An 18707-nucleotide genomic window follows, 5' to 3' on the forward strand; every position below is an offset into this window, starting at 1 on the left:
CTGTAGGAGCGAGCACGCTCGCGATGGTCGTGAACGATGACGTTGGATGCCTGACACCCAGCGGTGTTCTGAAGACCATCGTCGGAACGCCGCCCGGAGCATGCTCGCTCCTACAGAGAAGCGGACCACTTGTAGCTCTAACCTTATTCTCAAACAGTATTTCTCACCACGGTCATTAGAACCATAAGATCACGTCATAACTCGTTATAACAAGTGATGAGCCCATGACCGACAACGTTCTATCTCTGAGCAGCGTCCCGTTGCACACCCAACTGCGGGACGTGTTACGTGCGCGTATCCTCGATGGCCTGTACCCGCAGGACAGCCAGATGCCGTCCGAAAGCGAGCTGGGTGCCTTGTTCAAGGTCAGCCGCATCACCGTGCGCCAGGCCTTGGGCGACCTGCAAAAGGAAGGGCTGATCTTCAAGATCCACGGCAAGGGCACGTTCGTCGCCAAGCCGAAAACCTTTCAGAACGTCAGCACCCTGCAAGGCCTCGCCGAGTCCATGACCGGTCGCGGCTACGAGGTGATCAACCGCCTGCGCAGCTTCAAGTTCATCGCCGCCGACAAGCTGGTCGCCGAGCGCTTGCAGGTGGCCGAAGGCGAGACCGTGGCCCAGATCAAGCGGGTTCGGTTGATCAACCGTGAGCCGATCTCGCTGGAAATCACCTACCTGCCCAAAGCCATTGGCGAGCGGCTGGAGAAGGCCGACCTGGTCACCCGCGACATCTTCCTGATTCTGGAAAACGACTGCGGCCTGGCCCTCGGTCATGCCGACCTGGCCATTGACGCCGTGCTGGCCGACAGCGATCTGACCCAGGCGCTGAGCGTCGAGGCGGGCTCACCGATCATGCGCATCGAACGCCTGACCCACGATGCCAGCGGCCAGCCCCTGGACTTCGAACACCTTTATTACCGTGGCGATGCCTTTCAGTACCGCCTGCGCATCGACCGCCAGAAGGGGGATCAGGCATGAGCCATTCCGTGACAAGAGCCACCCTGGAGCAGGAATTCGACATCGTCGTGATCGGCGGCGGCACCGCCGGCCCCATGGCGGCGATCAAGGCCAAGGAGCGCAACCGCGATTTGCGCGTGCTGTTGATCGATAAAGCCAACGTCAAGCGCAGCGGTGCGATCAGCATGGGCATGGACGGCCTGAACAACGCGATCATTCCCGGCCACTCGACGCCTGAGCAGTACACCAAGGAAATCACCATCGCCAACGACGGCATCGTCAATCAGGCGGCGGTGTACGCCTACGCGACCCACAGCTTCGAGACCATCGAACAACTGGACCGCTGGGGCGTGAAGTTCGAGAAGGACGAAACCGGCGACTACGCCGTGAAGAAGGTCCACCACATGGGCGCCTATGTGCTGCCGATGCCGGAAGGGCATGACATCAAGAAAGTCCTGTACCGCCAGTTGAAGCGGGCGCGGGTCAGCATCACCAACCGGGTGGTCTGCACCCGCCTGCTCAAGGACGAGGAGGGTGCGGTCAACGGCGTGATGGGCTTCGATTGCCGCACGGCCGATTTCCATGTGATCAAGGCCAAGGCGGTGATTCTCGCCTGTGGCGCCGCCGGGCGCCTGGGCCTGCCGTCTTCGGGTTACCTGATGGGCACCTACGAAAACCCGACCAATGCCGGCGATGGCTACGCCATGGCCTATCACGCCGGGGCGGAACTGGCGAACCTGGAATGCTTCCAGATCAACCCGCTGATCAAGGACTACAACGGCCCGGCCTGCGCCTACGTCACCGGTCCGCTGGGTGGCTACACCGCCAACAACAAGGGTGAGCGTTTCATCGAATGCGACTACTGGAGCGGCCAGATGATGTGGGAGTTCCACCAGGAACTCGAAAGCGGCAACGGCCCGGTGTTTCTCAAGCTCGATCACCTGGCCGAGGAAACCATCCAGAACATCGAGGAGATCCTGCACAGCAACGAACGCCCGAGTCGCGGCCAGTTCCACGCCAATCGCGGCACCGACTACCGCACGCAGATGGTCGAGATGCACATTTCCGAAATCGGTTTTTGCAGCGGCCATTCGGCGTCCGGGGTGTGGGTCAACGAGAAGGCGGAAACCTCGGTCAAGGGTTTGTACTCGGCAGGCGACATGGCCGCCGTACCGCACAACTACATGCTGGGGGCGTTTACCTACGGCTGGTTTGCCGGCAACAACGCGGCGGATTTCGTGGCCGGGCGTGAGTTTTCTGCGGTGGATGCCGGGCAGGTCGAGGCGGAAAAGCAAAGGGTCTATGCCCCGCTGGATCGTGAGCATGGCCTGCCGCCGGACCAGGTCGAATACAAGTTGCGCCGCTTCGTGAACGATTACCTGCAACCGCCGAAAGTGACCAAAAAGATGCAGATCGGCCTGCAACGCTTCAGCGATATCCAGCGCGACCTCGACCAGATCAAGGCGCACAACCCCCACGAACTGATGCGCGCCATGGAAGTCAGCATGATCCGCGACTGCGCGGAAATGGCCGCCCGCGCCTCGTTGTTCCGCGCTGAGAGTCGCTGGGGGCTTTACCACTATCGGGTCGATCACCCGCAGCGCAACGACAGCGAGTGGTTCTGCCACTGCCACCTGAAAAAGGATGAACACGGCCTGATGAGCAGTTTCAAGAAAGCCGTCGAGCCCTACATCATCCCGCTGGATGCCGAGGAAATGCAGGCTTACGACCGTCTGCGCGTCGGTGCCTTTGCGGCCTGAGCCCCCAACAAGAGAGACCGTGAAATGGCCTATCAACCCCAGGAAATCTTCTTTCGCTCCAACGCGCCGGTGACGGTCGATGAAGACCTGTGCATCGCCCACAAGGGCTGCACGGTGTGCGTCGACGTCTGCCCGATGGATCTGCTGGCGATCAACCCGGCCACCCAGAAAGCCTACATGGCCTTCGATGAGTGCTGGTATTGCATGCCGTGTGAAAAGGACTGCCCGACGGGGGCGGTGAAGGTGGAGATTCCATACCTTTTGCGCTGACTGATCTGGCCTAATCGCTGGCAAGCCAGCTCCCACAAGGATTTGTGGCGAACCGTTTTTTGCAGACACCCGAGAAACCTGTGGGAGCGGGCTTGCCCGCGATGAGGCCCCACAAACAACAAAAAAGCTACCCGGCCACCCCCGGACGCCTGATTCACAACACCCCTCGTTTCCCACCACGCCCTGATCGTGGCGGAGACGAACATCCTATAAATGATTCGAGGGGATTCACCATGGCTTTTTCAACGCCGCTGCGTGCAGCATTCGCCGGTCTGGTACTGGCTTCGTTCACCCTGTCGGCTTCGGCCGAAACCATCCGCATTGCCATCGGCACCCAGGACACCACGATCAACTGCGCCGCCGGCGGCCTGTTGATTCGCGAACTCGGCCTGCTGGACAAATACCTGCCCCATGACGGCAAGTACAAGGACGCCACGTACGATGTGGTGTGGAAGAACTTCACCAGTGGTGCGCCGCTGACCAACGAGATGGTCGCCGGCAAACTCGACTTTGGCGCCATGGCCGACTTCCCCGGCTCCTTCAATGGCGTCGCCTTCGAGACGGCGGGCAAGCACAGCCTGTTCATCAACGTGCTGTCGGGCAGCATCAAGGGCAGTGGCAACGGTATCGTGGTGCCGGGCGCTTCGAGCGTGCAGTCCCTGGCCGAGTTGAAGGGCAAGACCATTTCCGTGCCGTTCGCCTCGACGGCCCACGGCATGTTGTTGCGCGCCGTGGCCGACCAGGGCTGGGACCCGCTCAAGGACGTGAACATCATCGCCCAGGCGCCGGAAGTTGCCGGGTCCGCCCTGCAGGCCGGCAAGATCGATGCCCACGCCGATTTTGTGCCCTTCGCCGAGCTGTTCACCAGCCGTGGTTTTGCCCGCAAGATCTTCGACGGCTCCCAGGCCAACGCGCCGACGTTCCATGGCGCGCTGGTGGATCAGGCGTACGCGAAAAAGTACCCGGAAATCGTCGTCGCCTACCTGCGCGCCAGCATCGAAGCCAACCAGTTGCTGGCCGATGAGCCGGAGAAATACAGCGAGCTGATCGCCAAGGTCACCGGCGTCGATGCCGAGGTCAACTACCTGTTCCACGGTCCGCTGGGCGTGCAGACCCGCGACCTGAGCTGGAAGCCGGAATACCGCCAGGCCGTCGGCACCGCCATCGACACCCTGAAACTGTTGAAGAAGGCTGACCGTGGCCTGGACCTCAATACCTTCATCGACGACCAATACATCCGTGCCGCGTTCAAGGCTTCGAACCTCGATTACACCGCGCAACTGGCCAACTACGCCCAGACCCCGCTCAAGGCAGTGGATGCCACGAGCGGAAAACCCATCACCGACTTCAAGCACGTGGCCGAGATCTGGGTGCGTGGCGAGCCGAAAGTCCGTCAGTACGCCTCGGCGGAATCGGCGTTCAACGCCTTGGCCAGCCTCAAGCAGGAAGGCAGGAACATCCGTGCGGTGTATGCCCAGGCCAGCGACAGCGGAATCAAGCTGCTGGCGGATCAGGCCTGGTTTGCCAGTGACGCCAAGGGCCGCTTGAGCGCCTTCCTGCTCAAGGGCCAGGCCCAGCAGTACGCCACGGCCCAGGGCGGCAAGGTGTTTGATTTCACGGATGCGACCACTCAGGCCGTCGCTGTTCGTTAACGCCAAACGATGCCCTCTGTAGGAGCGAGCATGCTCCGGGCGGCGTTCCGACGATGAATGCCCAGACAACGCGGGCATTCAGGATGCCAACTTTATCGTTGACGACCCTCGCGAGCATGCTCGCTCCTACAGGAAGCACATGTTGAGAGGAAGAACTGTGCACCGATCACTCAAACGCTGGCTCCCCCGAGCCACATCACTGCTGCTGTGCCTGCTGTTCTGGCAGCTCGCCGCCAGTCACCACTGGAACCTCGGCTTGGTCACCTTCGCCAATGTGCCCACGCCCTGGTCGGTCATCGAAGCTGCGCTGGGCCTGGGCGACTCGGGCAAACTCATCCAGCACCTGGGCAGCAGCCTCAGCCGGGTGTTCGCCGGTTACCTCGCGGCGATGGTCATCGGCATTGGCCTGGGCCTGGCCATCGGCCGTTCGACATGGGCCGAGGACCTGTTGCTGCCACCGCTGGAAGTGCTGCGCCCGATTCCCGCCGTGGCCTGGATTCCGCTGGCGATCCTGATGTTTCCCTCCTCGGAGCTGTCGATGGTGTTCATCACGTTCACCGGCGCCTTGTTCCCGATCCTGCTCAACACCGTGCACGGCGTCGAAGGCGTCGACCCACGCCTGATCGCGTCGGCCAAAAGCCTCGGGGCAGGGCGTCGGGCGATGCTGCTGGAGGTGATTCTGCCGGGCGCTGCGCCGAGCATCATCACCGGGCTGGCCATCGGCATGGGCACGTCGTGGTTCTGCCTGGTCACGGCGGAGATGATCTCCGGCCAGTTCGGCATCGGGTATTACACCTGGGAGTCCTACACCATTCAGAACTACCCCGACATCGTGGTCGGCATGTTGCTGATCGGCGTACTCGGCATGGGCAGCAGCCTGCTGATCAAACGCCTGGGCGGGCTGTTCACGCCATGGCATCGACCACGAGGAAAAGCCTGATGAGTATTTTTCAACAGCCTGAAGGGCGTATCGACATTCGCGGCCTGTCGATCAGTCTGGGCGAAGGCCCGGCAGCGTTCGAAGCGCTGCAGAGTCTTGACTGCCAGATCGACCCGGGGCAGTTCGTGTGCATCCTCGGGCCGTCCGGCTGCGGCAAATCCACCTTGCTCGGCGCGTTGGCCGGCCACCTGCAACCCCGCGCCGGCAGCCTCAAGGTCGATGGTGCCGAGGTGTCGAGCCCTTCGCCGCAGCGCGGCATGGTGTTCCAGCAGCACACCTTGTTCCCCTGGCGCACGGTGCGCGACAACGTGGCGTTCGGCCTGAAGATGCGCGGCATCGGCAAAGCCGAGCGACACCGGGCGGCCGATGAAATCCTCGAACTGGTCGGCCTTGAAGGCTTCGCCGAGCGCTGGCCGGATCAGCTGTCCGGCGGGATGCAGCAACGGGTGGAAATCGCCCGGGTGCTGATCAACCGGCCGCGCCTGCTGCTGATGGACGAGCCCTTTGGTGCTCTCGACGCCCTGACCCGGTTGAACATGCAGGCGTTGCTGCTGGATATCTGGACGCGGATTCGCACCACCGTGGTTTTCGTCACCCATGACATCGACGAGGCGCTGTTCCTGGCCGACCGTCTGCTGGTGATGAGTTCGCGCCCTGGCCGGATCATCGAGGACCTGCGCCTGGATTTCCCCCGGCCGCGTACCACCGAGCTGGTGACCAGTCACGAATTTTCCCACTTGAAGCGCCACTGCCTCGAGCTGCTGCACCACCAGGAGGGCCGGCAGTTACCGCGCCTGAACCCTCTCGGACTTCCCATTGAAAATAAACTGCCGCGATTTGCCCTATGACCTCCCTATTCGATGTAACCGAAAACGACGACATCCTCGCCCTGCAACCGCGTCTGACCGATGAAGACCCCGGTGTGCGGCGCATTGCCCTGATCGAGCTGGCCGACCTCGAAGAGCCGGATGGCTTGCTGTGGCTGGTCGATCGACTGGCCGCAGACCCGAGCGAAGAGGTCCGCGCCGAAGCGGCGCGTTTGCTGGAAGCCTGGGAGGATGAGCCGGTGGTCGCGGCGTTGTGCCAGGCCCTGACCGATCCTGCGCTGGCGGTGCAGGCCGCTGCTGCGCAGAGCTTGAGCCTGCTCAAGAGTGAGGCGGCGGGGCGGGTGATCCTGCCGTGGACAGGGCATGCCGATACCAGCGTGCGCATTGCCACGTTCCGCGCCCTGCGCGAATTGCGCTTTGCCGAGGCGGCGCCGGCAGCGTTGCTGGCGTTGCGCGATGCCGACGCCAATGTCCGGCGTGAAGCGGTGGGTGTCCTCGGCTGGCTCAAGCAGCTCGATGCACTGCCTGCGCTGGCGCGACTGGCCAGCGATGATCCGGACACTGAAGTGCGTCGTGCCGCCACCGGAGCGCTGGGGCTGGCGTCTGATGCCCAGGTGCTGCCGGCGCTGGGTCAGGCCTTGCAGGATCAGGCCTGGCAAGTGCGCGAGGAAGCGGCAACCACCCTGGGCAAGGTCGGTCACAGCGATGCCGGTCCGGCCTTGATCGAAGCCTTGGCCGACGATTACTGGCAAGTGCGCCTGCGCGCCACCCGCAGCCTCGGCCGCTTGCGCTACGCCCCGGCGCTGGACGCGCTGATCGAAACCCTTGGCCATCGCATCAGCAACCTGCGCAAGGAAGCCGCGCTGGCCTTGGGTGAGCTCAATGAAAAAGGCGCGATCGCCGCCTTGCTCGCCGCACAGGACGACGGCGACCCGGAAGTGCGCAAGGCTGTGCGCATCGCCTTGAGTCAGTTGCAATGAACCCGCTGGCGATCGGCAACTCGCGCAGCCAGCAGCAACTGCGCCTGAACTGGCCGGACGGGCGTGAGCAACTGTTGGCCCACGCCGATCTGCGCCGCCAATGCCCGTGCTCGCAATGCCGGGCGTTTCGGTTGCAGGGGCTCAGGGTAAAAGTCGATCCGCGTATCCGCGTGGTTGAACTCAATGCCCAGGGTTATGGCCTGCAACTGGTTTTCAGCGACGGCCATGAGCGCGGTATCTACCCCTGGAGTTACCTGGAAAACATGACCCCATCAGCGCCTTGATGCCCCTGTAGGAGCGAGCATGTCGAGGCGTCGAACCGTCGCGATGGTCGTCAACGATGACGTGGACTGTCTGAAGCCCTGCGGTGCCTATGCCTCCATCGCGAGCATGCTCGCTCCTACAGGGGCAGGGCGTTCGTGGGGTCTGTTCCTACAGCTTGTCTGTAAATCCTTGTCAGAAATTTCCCAGAAGAGTACAAATGTACTCCATGACCAATCTGACTCCCCGCCGTACCGCCATCCTGACCTTTATCCGCGAGCGCATCGCCGAGCACGGTCAATCCCCGAGCCTTGCTGAAATCAGCGAGGCCTTTGGTTTTGCCTCGCGCAGCGTGGCGCGCAAGCATGTGCTGGCGTTGACCGAAGCCGGTTTTATCGAGGTCAACCCGCATCAGGCCCGGGGCATTCGCCTGCTCGGCCAGCCAGCGCGTCCCGAATTGCTGGACATTCCGGTGCTGGGCCGGGTGGCTGCCGGTGCACCGATTGGTGCCGATGCCGATGTCCATGGCCGCTTGCTGCTCGACCCGTCGATCTTCTCCAGAACGCCCGATTACATGCTGCGGGTTCGTGGCGACTCGATGATCGAGGACGGCATTCTCGATGGCGACCTGGTAGGCGTGCACCGCAGCCCCGAGGCACTCAACGGGCAGATCGTCGTCGCACGCCTGGATGGCGAGGTGACCATCAAGCGTTTCGAGCGGGTCGGCGATGCTGTGCGCCTGTTGCCGCGCAACCCGGCCTATCAGCCGATCATCGTTGAAGCCGATCAGGACCTCGCCATCGAAGGGGTGTTCTGCGGCCTGGTGAGGCAAGGCTGATGGGTGCCGTCGTTGCGCTGGACACGCTGTTCAATGGCGGCCAGGTCTGGAGGGGCCGGCCGGCGCCGCCTGCCGTCAGCCCGCAACCCACCGGGCATGCCGCCCTGGATGCGGCGTTGCCCAGCGGTGGCTGGCCGGAAGCGGCGCTCAGCGAAATCCTCCTGGCCGGGCAGGGCATCGGCGAATTGCAACTGGTGTGGCCGACCCTGGCGCGGTTGTCGGCGGCGGGCGAGCGCATCGTGCTGGTGGCGCCGCCGTTCGTGCCCTATCCCCAGGCCTGGGAAAACGCCGGGATCGACCTGCGTCAGCTGTCGATCATCCAGGCCAGCGAGCGCGATGCCCTGTGGGCGGCGGAACAATGCCTGCGCTCAGGCAGTTGCGGCGCGGTGCTGTGCTGGCCGCACAAGGCCGATGACCGGGCGCTGCGGCGCTTGCAGGTGGCGGCGGAAACCGGATCGACCCTGGCGTTTGCCTATCGCTCGATCCAGGAAGCGATCAACCCGTCGCCGGCGGCCCTGCGCATCGCCATCGATGCCCGGCCTGCGCAATTGCGTGTGCTCAAGTGCCGGGGCGGGCTGGCCCGGTCGGCACCGATAGCCTTTGCCGTGGGGCATTGAGGTTGCCATGCGTTGGGTGTGCATTGTTTTCCCGCAATTGGCGCTGGACGCGGTACTGCGCCAGCGTTCCGACCCTGATGAGCCGCTGGCGCTGCTGAACGGTCCGGCGCAGCGTCGGGTGCTGCAGGCGGTCAATGCGTCGGCGCGAGCCCTGGGCCTGCGCCCCGGCCAGTCGATGACCGCCGCCCAGGCATTGAGCAAAGGTTTTGCCACGGCGCAATACGACGTCGCCGAGATCGAGCACTGGCAACAGTTCCTGGCGGCCTGGGCCTATCGCTTCAGTTCCCAGGTCAGCGTGCATTACCCGCGGGCGGTGGTGTTTGAAATCGAGTCCAGCCTCGGCTTGTTCGGCGACTGGGCGCAACTGGAAGCGCGCCTGCGCGCTGAACTCGACGAACTGGGGTTTCGCCATCGCATCGTCGCCGCGCCCAACCCGGTGGCGGCGCGGATTCTGGCCAACGCCCATGACGGCCTGGTGGTACGCGACGATCAAGCCTTGCAGCATCATCTGGGGCCATTGCCCGTCGACCGCATCGGTCTTGAAGCGAATGTCGCCACGGCGTTGTCGCGCATGGGCCTGCGAACCTTGCACCAGGTGCAGGCGTTGCCCCGGCAAACCCTGGCCCGGCGCTTCGAGGCGCAGGTGCTCAAGCATCTGGACGCCTTGCAAGGGCGGCGGCGACTGGCGCTGGCGTTCTACTTGCCGCCGGACCGCTTCGATGTGCGCATCGAGCTCAACTTCGACGTGCAATCCCATCAGGCGCTGCTGTTTCCGCTGCGCCGCCTGACCAGTGACCTGTCAGCGTTTCTCTGCGGGCGGGACAGTGGCGTGCAGCGCTTTGACCTGCACCTGGAGCACGCCGGGTTGCCGGACAGCGTGATCAAGGTGGGGCTGCTCAGCGCCGAGCGCGATCCGGCGATGCTTTTCGAACTGGCCCGTGGGCGCCTGGAACAGGTGCAGGTCGAGGCCCCGGTACGTGGTTTTCGTCTGCGCGCCGAAGACCTGCCGGCCTTCGTGCCGCAGTATCAGGAGCTGTTCGACGAGCGCCCGCAGCAGACGTTGCCCTGGGAGCAACTGCGCGAGCGCCTGCGCGCCCGACTGGGCGATGATGCGGTGCATGGCTTGCGCTTCCAGGCCGATCACCGGCCCGAGTGCGCGTGGCAGGCCCGTGACGACAAGCAACGTTGCCCGGGCCTGCCGGGTGTGCAGCGTCCGGGCTGGCTGCTGACTGAGCCGCAGGCGGTCCATGAAGCCTCGACGCGCATCCTCATGGGGCCCGAACGCATCGAGTCCGGCTGGTGGGACGGCGACGACGTGCGCCGCGATTATTATCTGATCCAGACCCGCACCGGGCAGCAGGGCTGGGCCTATCGGGCGGTCGGTGAGGACGGACCGTTGTGGTTGCAGGGCTGGTTCGCATGAGCCTCGACTATGCCGAACTGCACTGTCTGTCGAACTTCAGTTTCCAGCGCGGTGCGTCCAGCGCCCTCGAGCTGTTCCAGCGGGCGAAAAAACACGGCTACCAGGCCCTGGCGATCACTGACGAATGCACACTGGCGGGGATTGTCCGCGCCTGGCAAGCGGCCAAATCAGTGGAATTGCCGCTGATCATCGGCAGCGAAGTGCGGATTGAGGACGGTCCGAAACTGGTGTTGCTGGTGGAGAATCTCGAAGGCTATCAGCACCTGTGCCGGCTGATCACCCAGGCGCGCCGGCGTACGCAGAAAGGCCAGTACCAGGTACTGCGTGAGGATTTCAGCGAGCCGTTGCCGGGGTTGCTGGCGTTGTGGGTGCCGGACGAGGTCGATGACCCGCAGCCGGGCCGCTGGCTCAAGCAGGTGTTTGCCGACCGCTTGTGGCTGGCGGTGCAACTGCATCGCGGCCAGAACGATCAGCGAAGGTTGAGCCAGTTGCTGGCACTGGCCAGGTCGCTGGACATCCCCGCCGTGGCCAGCGGCGATGTGCACATGCATTGCCGTGGCCGTCGCGCCTTGCAGGACACCATGACCGCGATCCGTCATCACCTGCCGGTGGCCGACGCGGGGCTGCGCCTGCATCCCAATGGCGAGCGGCACCTGCGCAGCCTCGATCTGCTGGGCGAACTCTATCCGCCCGCGTTGTTGCAGGCGTCGGTGGACCTGGCCCGGCGCTGCACCTTCGACCTGAAGCAGTTGCGTTATCAATATCCCAGGGAGCTGGTGCCGCAGGGATTCACCGCCAGCGGCTGGCTGCGGCAACTGACCCGGGAGGGTATCGCCTGGCGTTGGAAAAACGGTGCATCGATCAAGGTGCTCAGGCAAATCAACAAGGAACTGAGGCTGATCGCCGAACTCGGCTATGAAAGCTACTTCCTCACGGTGCACGACGTGGTGCGCTTCGCCCGTGAGCAGCAGATTCTCTGCCAGGGTCGCGGTTCGGCCGCCAACTCGGCCGTGTGCTACGCCCTGGGCATCACCGAGATCAACCCGGACATGACAACGCTGTTGTTCGAGCGCTTCATGTCGAAGGAACGCAACGAGCCGCCGGACATCGATGTTGATTTCGAGCACGAACGCCGCGAAGAAGTGCTGCAATACGTGTTTCGTCGTTACGGCCGGGGGCGTGCCGCGTTGACGGCAGTGGTCAGCAGCTACCACGCCGCCGGTGCCGTGCGCGATGTGGCCAAGGCCCTGGGTTTGCCGCCGGACCAGATCAATGCCCTGGCCGACTGCTGCGGCCACTGGAGTGACGAGACACCGCCGCTGGAGCGCCTGCTCGAAGGCGGTTTCGACCCCGAGAGCCCGGTGCTGCGCCGGGTGTTGAGCCTGACCGCGCAGTTGATCGGCTTTCCCCGGCACCTGTCGCAGCATCCTGGCGGTTTCGTGATTTCCGAGCAGCCGCTGGATACCCTGGTGCCGGTGGAAAACGCCGCCATGGCCGATCGCACCATCATCCAGTGGGACAAGGACGACCTCGACGCGGTGGGCCTGCTCAAGGTCGACATCCTGGCGCTGGGCATGCTCAGCGCGATTCGCCGCTGTTTCGACTTGCTGCGCCGGCATCGAAACAAGGACCTGACGCTGGCCACCATCCCGCCGGAGGACAAACCCACCTACGACATGATCAGCCGCGCCGACACCATTGGCGTGTTCCAGATCGAGTCCCGGGCGCAGATGTCCATGCTGCCCCGGCTCCGACCGCAAACCTTCTACGACCTGGTGATCCAGGTGGCGATCGTCCGGCCGGGGCCGATCCAGGGGGGCATGGTGCATCCCTACCTGCGGCGGCGTAACAAGCAGGAGCCGGAGAGTTATCCGTCACCGCAGTTGGAAGTGGTGTTGAAAAGAACCCTCGGTGTGCCGCTGTTTCAGGAGCAGGTGATGCAGATCGCGATTGTCGCCGCCGACTACAGCCCCGGCGAGGCCGATCAGCTGCGCCGCGCCATGGCCGCGTGGAAACGCCATGGCGGGCTCGAACCGCACAAGGAGCGCCTGGCCGCCGGCATGCAGAAAAACGGCTACACCGCCGAGTTTGCCGCGCAGATCTTCGAGCAGATCAAGGGCTTTGGCAGCTACGGTTTTCCCGAGTCCCACGCCGCCAGTTTTGCCCTGCTGACCTACGCCAGTTGCTGGTTGCGATGCCATGAGCCGGCGGCCTTCGCCTGTGCGCTGATCAACAGCTGGCCCATGGGCTTCTACAGCCCGGACCAGATTCTGCAGGACGCGCGCCGCAATCATTTGCAGATTCGCCCGGTGGACGTGCGCGCCAGTGACTGGGATTGCAGCCTCGAACCGGTCAGCGGTGCGCAACCGGCGATTCGCATGGGCCTGCGCATGATCAAGGGCTTTCGCGAGGACGATGCGCGGCGTATCGAGGACGCGAGGTCCAAGGGCGCATTCATCGACATCGCCGACCTCGGCGAGCGGGCCCGTCTCGATAGCCGCGCCCAGGAGCAACTGGCCGATGCCGGGGCCTTGCGCGGCCTGGCGGGCGATCGTCATCGAGCCCGCTGGGAAGTGGCGGGGGTGCAGAAGCAATTGGGGTTGTTCGCCGGCTTGCCCGCTCAGGAAGAGATCGTGGTATCGCTGCCCAAGCCCACGGTGGGCGAAAACCTGCTGGCCGATTACAACAGCCTCGGCACCACGCTGGGTCCGCACCCGCTGGCCCTGTTGCGCGGCGAGTTGAGGGCCCGGCGCTGCCGCAGTTCCAGGGAGTTGCTGGAGGTCGAGCACGGCCGTCCGGTGAGCATTGCCGGGCTGGTGACCGGCCGCCAGCGACCGGGCACGGCCAGTGGCGTGACCTTCGTGACGCTTGAAGACGAGTTCGGCAACGTCAACGTGGTGGTCTGGCGCGACCTGGCCGAACGTCAGCGCAAGGTTCTGGTGGGTTCGCAGTTGCTCAAGGTCGATGGCCGCTGGGAGAAGGAAGGCGACGTACGCCACCTGATCGCCGGCCGCCTGAGCGACCTGAGCCCGTTACTGGACGGGATCAGTGTGCGGAGTCGGGATTTCCATTGATCCCTGATCCACGCCCACCCCTGTAGAAGCGAGCATGCTCGCGATGGTAGCAGGGATACCGCGGGCGTCCAGGCAGCTAGCGTCATCGTTAACGACCATCGCGACGGTTCGACGCCTCGACATGCTCGCTCCTACAGGGGGGGAGTTGCCCGTGGATAAATCCGCTATATCGCTATGAAACCATTGACGTGCATGATGCTCGAAACAAACGGGTGTCAATTACAGGACTCAAAATCAGTCAATGCATTTTCTAGACGATAGCCACGGGTGTGCCGGATGGCGCGGTGAAATGGCCGGGCGAATCCGTGCGTTCGACTGGAGCCATACCGAGTTGGGGCCGCTCGACACCTGGCCCGCCAGCCTGTGCAGCGCGGTACAGATGCTGTTGGCCTCGCCCGTGCCGATCGTGATGCTCTGGGGGCGGGCGGGGTACATGATCTACAACGACGCCTACTCGGAGTTCGCCGGGGGGCGCCATCCTTATCTGCTGGGGGCCCCGGTGGAACTGGGCTGGCCGGAAGTCGCCGAGTTCAACCGCCATGTCGTCGATACCTGCCTGGCCGGCGGCACCTTGTCCTATCGCAGCAAGGAACTGGTGCTGTTGCGCGACGGCGTGCCCGAAGACGTCTGGATGGACCTCTATTACAGCCCGGTAGCCGATGATGAAGGCAAACCCGCCGGGGTCATGGCGATCGTGGTCGAGACCACTGAGCATGTGAAGTCCGAACGTGGACGCCAGGAAGCCGAGGCGGCCTATCGCGCCGACAATGAACGGGTGCGCCTTGCGCTGAATGCCGGCGCCTTGCTCGGCTCGTTCGTCTGGGACATCAAGGCTGACCGGCTCTCCGGCGATGAACGTTTTGCCCGCACCTTCTGCTTTGCGCCCGACCAGAACCTCGACGATCTGCCGAGTGCGTTCGCCGAATCACGCATTCACCCCGATGACTTTGCCTGGGTCGACGAGCAGGCCAAGCGATCCGTGGCTACCGGCGAACCCTTCAACACCGAATACCGGGTGCGGCGTGCCGACGGCAGTTACCTGTGGGTGCAAGCCAGCGGTGGCTGCGAGTTCGATGAGCAGGGCAAGCCGTTTCGCTTTCCGGGTGTATTGATCGATATCCACGAGCGCAAGACCGCCGAAGAGTCCCTGCTGAAGTTCACCCGCAACCTCGAGCAGCGCGTCGCCGATGAAGTCGGCGCACGACTGGCAGCGGAGGAGCAGTTGCGCCAGTCGCAGAAACTCGAAGCCATCGGTGGCCTCACGGGCGGCGTGGCCCATGACTTCAATAACCTGCTGCAGGTGATTGCCGGCAACCTGCACTTGCTGGCGCGGCATGAGCCGGACAATGCCAATGTGCAGCGCCGGGTCACGGCGTCGATTGCGGCGGTTGAACGCGGTGCGAAACTGTCGGCGCAACTGCTGGCGTTCGCCCGTCGCCAGCCGCTGTCGCCAGCGGTTTGCGAGCCGCGGCAGATTTTCGAAGGGCTGGGCGAACTGCTGCAACGGGCGTTGGGCGAGACCATTCGGCTCGAGGTGCGACTGCCTGAGGAGCCCTGGTACATTCACGTCGACCGCAACCAACTGGAGAACGCCATTCTCAACCTGGCGATCAATGCCCGTGACGCCATGCAAGGCGAAGGGGTCATCGAGCTGCAGGCCCAGAACGTCACGCTCGACCGGCCGTTCTGTGCGGGCAAAGGCATCGTCGAAGGCGATTACGTGCGCGTGGTCCTGGCCGATACCGGCGTCGGCATGTCGCGACAGGTGCTGGATCAGGCGTTCGAACCGTTCTTCACCACCAAGGCCGATGGCAAGGGCACGGGACTGGGCCTGAGCATGGTGTTCGGTTTCGTCAAGCAGAGCGGTGGCCACATCGAGATGTCGAGTGTCGAAGGCGAGGGCACACGGGTGCAGCTGTATTTCCCGCGAAGCCGGCGGACCTTGCCCACTGAGGAGACCGGCCATGATGCCCACCACCAGGGTGGCCATGAAACGGTACTGGTGGTCGAGGACAATGAAGCGGTGCGGACGTCGGTGGTGGAGTTGCTGACCGAAGAAGGCTACCTGGTGCTCACGGCGGCCAACGCCGATGCCGCCATGCAGATGTTGCTGGAAGGGGCGGCAGTGCAGCTGATTTTCACCGACGTGGTCATGCCCGGCCTGATCAAGAGCACCGACCTCGCGGCCTGGGCCAAGGTTCAGAACCCGCCGGTGGCGGTACTGTTCACCTCCGGCCACACCCGTGACATGATCTCGCGCAACCATCAGCTGAGTCCCGAAACCTTCCTGCTGAGCAAACCCTACCGTCCCGAAGCGCTCACCCGGATGGTCCGGACCGTGCTCAATGGCTGAACACAACTGAGAACGGGGGAGCGGGGTATCAGAGTTTTCTTCAATTCAATCAAGGCCGCACAATGACCTCCAAACGCACCTCCAATCCTCCCTCAGGCATGGTCAGAGTGCGCGGGGCCCGTGAACACAACCTCAAGAACGTCGACGTCGACATCCCCCGCGATGCGCTGGTGGTGTTTACCGGCGTGTCCGGCTCGGGCAAGTCGTCACTGGCGTTCTCGACCCTGTATGCCGAGGCGCAGCGCCGTTATTTCGAGTCCGTGGCCCCCTATGCGCGGCGCCTGATCGATCAGGTCGGGGTGCCGGACGTGGATTCCATCGAAGGCTTGCCCCCGGCAGTGGCCTTGCAACAGCAGCGCGGTACGCCCAGCACGCGGTCCTCGGTGGGCAGCGTCACCACACTGGCCAGCCTGATCCGCATGCTCTATTCCCGCGCCGGCAGTTACCCGGCGGATCAACCGATGCTGTACGCCGAGGACTTTTCGCCGAACACGCCCCAGGGGGCGTGTCCTGAATGTCATGGTTTGGGCCGGGTGTATGAAGTGACCGAGGCGCTCATGGTCCCTGACCCGAGCCTGACCATCCGCCAGCGCGCCGTCGCTTCCTGGCCCATGGCGTGGCAGGGCCAGAACCTGCGCGACATTCTGGTGACCCTGGGTTATGACGTCGATATTCCCTGGCGCGACTTACCGAAAAAACAGCGCGACTGGATCCTCTTCACCGAAGAAACCCCGACCGTGCCGGTGTACGCCGGCCTGACCCCGGAAGAAACTCGCGTCGCCCTCAAACGCAAGATGGAGCCGAGTTACCAGGGCACGTTCAGCGGCGCCCGGCGCTACATCCTGCACACCTTCAGTCACTCGCAAAGCGCGTTGATGAAGAAGCGCGTCTCGCAGTTCATGATCGGCAGCCCCTGTCCGTTATGCGCCGGCAAACGGCTCAAGCGCGAGGCGCTGTCGGTGACGTTCGCCGGTTACGACATCGGCGAGTTGTCGCAAATGCCATTGCTGCAAGTGGCCGAGGTCCTGAAGCCGGTGGCCGCCCACAGCTACCTCGAACAGGCCGATGAAGCCGGCGCTGTCATGACCCATGAGCAGACGCGCGATGCCCGGCAGGATCGCGCGGCCCATGGCGCCAGCGCCCACGCCAATGCCCCGGACGTGCGCCACACGCCGAACCTGTCGGTGGAAAAACGCCTGGCTGCGCAACGCATCGCCCAGGACCTGCTGGAACGCGTCAGCATCCTCACCGACCTCGGCCTTGGCTACCTGGCGCTGGAGCGCAGCACGCCGACCCTGTCGTCTGGCGAGTTGCAGCGCCTGCGCCTGGCGACACAACTGGGGTCGCAGTTGTTCGGCGTGATCTACGTGCTCGATGAACCTTCGGCGGGCCTGCACCCGGCGGATGGTGAAGCGCTGTTCGAGGCCTTGCAGGGCCTGAAAGCCGCCGGCAATACCTTGTTCGTGGTCGAGCACGACCTGGAGACCATGCGCCGCGCCGACTGGCTGATCGATGTCGGCCCGGCCGCTGGCGAGCATGGCGGCCGCATTCTGTACAGCGGGCCGCCCCAAGGCCTGGCCGAGGTGGAGCAGTCACAAACCCGTGCCTACCTGTTTGCCGAACAGCTCGGTACGACGTCCAGCCAGCGCAAGCCCAAGGACTGGCTGCGGCTGGAGGGCATCACCCGCAACAACCTGAACAATCTCAGCGCCGAGTTTCCGCTGGGCTGCTTTACCGCCGTGACCGGCGTGTCGGGCTCCGGTAAATCCAGCCTGGTCAGTCAGGCGCTGCTGGAACTGGTGGGCGCGCACTTCGGGCGTGGGGCGGGCGAGGGTGAAGCGACCGAGTTGAGCCTGGAGGATGATGCGCCGCAGGTCAGTGGCGGCCAGGTCAGCGCCGGGCTGGAATCGATCAAGCGCCTGGTGCAGGTCGATCAGAAACCCATCGGCCGCACACCACGCTCGAACCTGGCGACCTACACCGGTTTGTTCGACAACGTGCGCAAACTCTATGCGGCCACTGCCGAGGCGCAGGCCGCCGGTTATGACGCCGGCCAATTCTCTTTCAACGTGGCCAAGGGACGCTGCGCGACCTGCGAAGGCGAAGGTTTTGTCAGCGTCGAGTTGCTGTTCATGCCCAGTGTCTATGCGCCATGTCCCACGTGCCATGGCGCGCGCTACAACCCCGAGACCCTGGCCATTACCTGGCAAGGCTTGAACATCGCCCAGGTGCTGCAGTTGACCGTGGACCAGGCCGTGGATGTGTTCAGCGAGCAAGCCAGCATCCGGCGCTCGCTGGAAGTGCTGCGCGACATTGGCCTGGGCTATCTGCGCCTTGGTCAGCCGGCGACCGAACTGTCGGGCGGCGAAGCCCAGCGGATCAAACTGGCCACCGAGCTGCAGCGCAATCAACGGGGGGCCACGCTCTATGTGCTCGACGAGCCCACCACCGGCTTGCATCCTCGGGATGTGGATCGGCTGCTGGAGCAGTTGAACCTGCTGGTGGCGGCGGGGCACACGGTGATTGTGGTGGAGCATGAAATGCGCGTGGTGGCGCAGAGTGACTGGGTGATCGACATCGGGCCGGGGGCGGGCGATCAGGGCGGGAAAATCGTGGTGGCGGGGACGCCGCAGAAGGTGGCCAGCAGTAGAAAGAGCAGAACGGCGCCTTTCCTGGCCAGGGTTTTGGGTTGAAACGTCTGGATTCATCGCGAGCAGGCTCGCTCCCACAGGTTATGCGGCGTACACAAAACACTG

Annotated in this window: 14 protein-coding genes; all 14 read left to right on the plus strand. The window is 64.0% G+C overall.

The features are described 5' to 3' along the window. The first annotated feature begins 224 nt into the window (after nt 1-224). The 14 genes from QIW53_RS18070 to QIW53_RS18135 all read left to right on the plus strand — a co-directional run bounded on the left by QIW53_RS18070 (nt 225) and on the right by QIW53_RS18135 (nt 18644). The gene (locus QIW53_RS18070) at nt 225-977 is read left to right on the plus strand and encodes a GntR family transcriptional regulator (protein ID WP_371050976.1); all 753 of its coding nucleotides are present in this window, start codon (nt 225-227) and stop codon (nt 975-977) included. Continuing rightward, nucleotides 974-2716: a fumarate reductase/succinate dehydrogenase flavoprotein subunit gene (locus QIW53_RS18075; RefSeq protein WP_371050978.1), complete on the plus strand. Its 1743-nt coding sequence runs from the start codon at nt 974-976 to the stop codon at nt 2714-2716. Before QIW53_RS18070 ends, QIW53_RS18075 begins: the two co-directional genes overlap by 4 nt. Nucleotides 2717-2740: 24 nt before the next feature. Beyond that, nucleotides 2741-2986 carry a 4Fe-4S dicluster domain-containing protein gene (locus QIW53_RS18080; protein WP_007946457.1) on the plus strand — a complete coding sequence of 82 codons (246 nt, stop codon included), beginning with the start codon at nt 2741-2743 and terminating at the stop codon, nt 2984-2986. Between the two features lie 233 nt (nt 2987-3219). Then, on the plus strand, nt 3220-4638 hold the full coding sequence (locus QIW53_RS18085) for an ABC transporter substrate-binding protein (RefSeq protein ID WP_371050979.1): 1419 nt from the start codon (nt 3220-3222) through the stop codon (nt 4636-4638). Between the two features lie 139 nt (nt 4639-4777). Further along, nucleotides 4778-5578 carry an ABC transporter permease gene (locus tag QIW53_RS18090; protein ID WP_371050980.1) on the plus strand — a complete coding sequence of 267 codons (801 nt, stop codon included), beginning with the start codon at nt 4778-4780 and terminating at the stop codon, nt 5576-5578. Then, on the plus strand, nt 5578-6426 hold the full coding sequence (locus QIW53_RS18095) for an ABC transporter ATP-binding protein (RefSeq protein WP_371050981.1): 849 nt from the start codon (nt 5578-5580) through the stop codon (nt 6424-6426). Before QIW53_RS18090 ends, QIW53_RS18095 begins: the two co-directional genes overlap by 1 nt. Continuing rightward, a complete protein-coding gene (locus tag QIW53_RS18100; RefSeq protein ID WP_371050982.1) occupies nt 6423-7385 on the plus strand; it encodes a HEAT repeat domain-containing protein in 963 nt (320 codons plus the stop codon). Before QIW53_RS18095 ends, QIW53_RS18100 begins: the two co-directional genes overlap by 4 nt. Next, nucleotides 7382-7669 (plus strand): DUF971 domain-containing protein, encoded by a 288-nt coding sequence (locus QIW53_RS18105; protein ID WP_371050983.1) that lies wholly within the window; start codon nt 7382-7384, stop codon nt 7667-7669. Before QIW53_RS18100 ends, QIW53_RS18105 begins: the two co-directional genes overlap by 4 nt. Before the next feature lie 197 nt (nt 7670-7866). Then, on the plus strand, nt 7867-8484 hold the full coding sequence (gene lexA / locus QIW53_RS18110) for a transcriptional repressor LexA (RefSeq protein ID WP_371050985.1): 618 nt from the start codon (nt 7867-7869) through the stop codon (nt 8482-8484). Continuing rightward, nucleotides 8484-9101 (plus strand): translesion DNA synthesis-associated protein ImuA, encoded by a 618-nt coding sequence (imuA, locus tag QIW53_RS18115; protein ID WP_371050986.1) that lies wholly within the window; start codon nt 8484-8486, stop codon nt 9099-9101. Before lexA ends, imuA begins: the two co-directional genes overlap by 1 nt. 7 nt (nt 9102-9108) lie before the next feature. Next, nucleotides 9109-10524 carry a Y-family DNA polymerase gene (locus QIW53_RS18120; RefSeq protein ID WP_371050988.1) on the plus strand — a complete coding sequence of 472 codons (1416 nt, stop codon included), beginning with the start codon at nt 9109-9111 and terminating at the stop codon, nt 10522-10524. Then, on the plus strand, nt 10500-13598 hold the full coding sequence (locus QIW53_RS18125) for an error-prone DNA polymerase (RefSeq protein WP_371050989.1): 3099 nt from the start codon (nt 10500-10502) through the stop codon (nt 13596-13598). The genes QIW53_RS18120 and QIW53_RS18125 overlap by 25 nt, the downstream gene beginning before the upstream one ends. A gap of 241 nt (nt 13599-13839) precedes the next feature. After that, the gene (locus tag QIW53_RS18130; RefSeq protein WP_371050991.1) at nt 13840-15951 is read left to right on the plus strand and encodes a hybrid sensor histidine kinase/response regulator; all 2112 of its coding nucleotides are present in this window, start codon (nt 13840-13842) and stop codon (nt 15949-15951) included. A 62-nt stretch (nt 15952-16013) separates the two neighbouring features. Further along, nucleotides 16014-18644: an excinuclease ABC subunit A gene (locus tag QIW53_RS18135; RefSeq protein WP_371050992.1), complete on the plus strand. Its 2631-nt coding sequence runs from the start codon at nt 16014-16016 to the stop codon at nt 18642-18644. Nucleotides 18645-18707: the final 63 nt, after the last annotated feature.

The organism is Pseudomonas fluorescens, from assembly GCF_041354075.1.
Classification (GTDB): Bacteria; Pseudomonadota; Gammaproteobacteria; order Pseudomonadales; family Pseudomonadaceae; genus Aquipseudomonas; species Aquipseudomonas fluorescens_CE.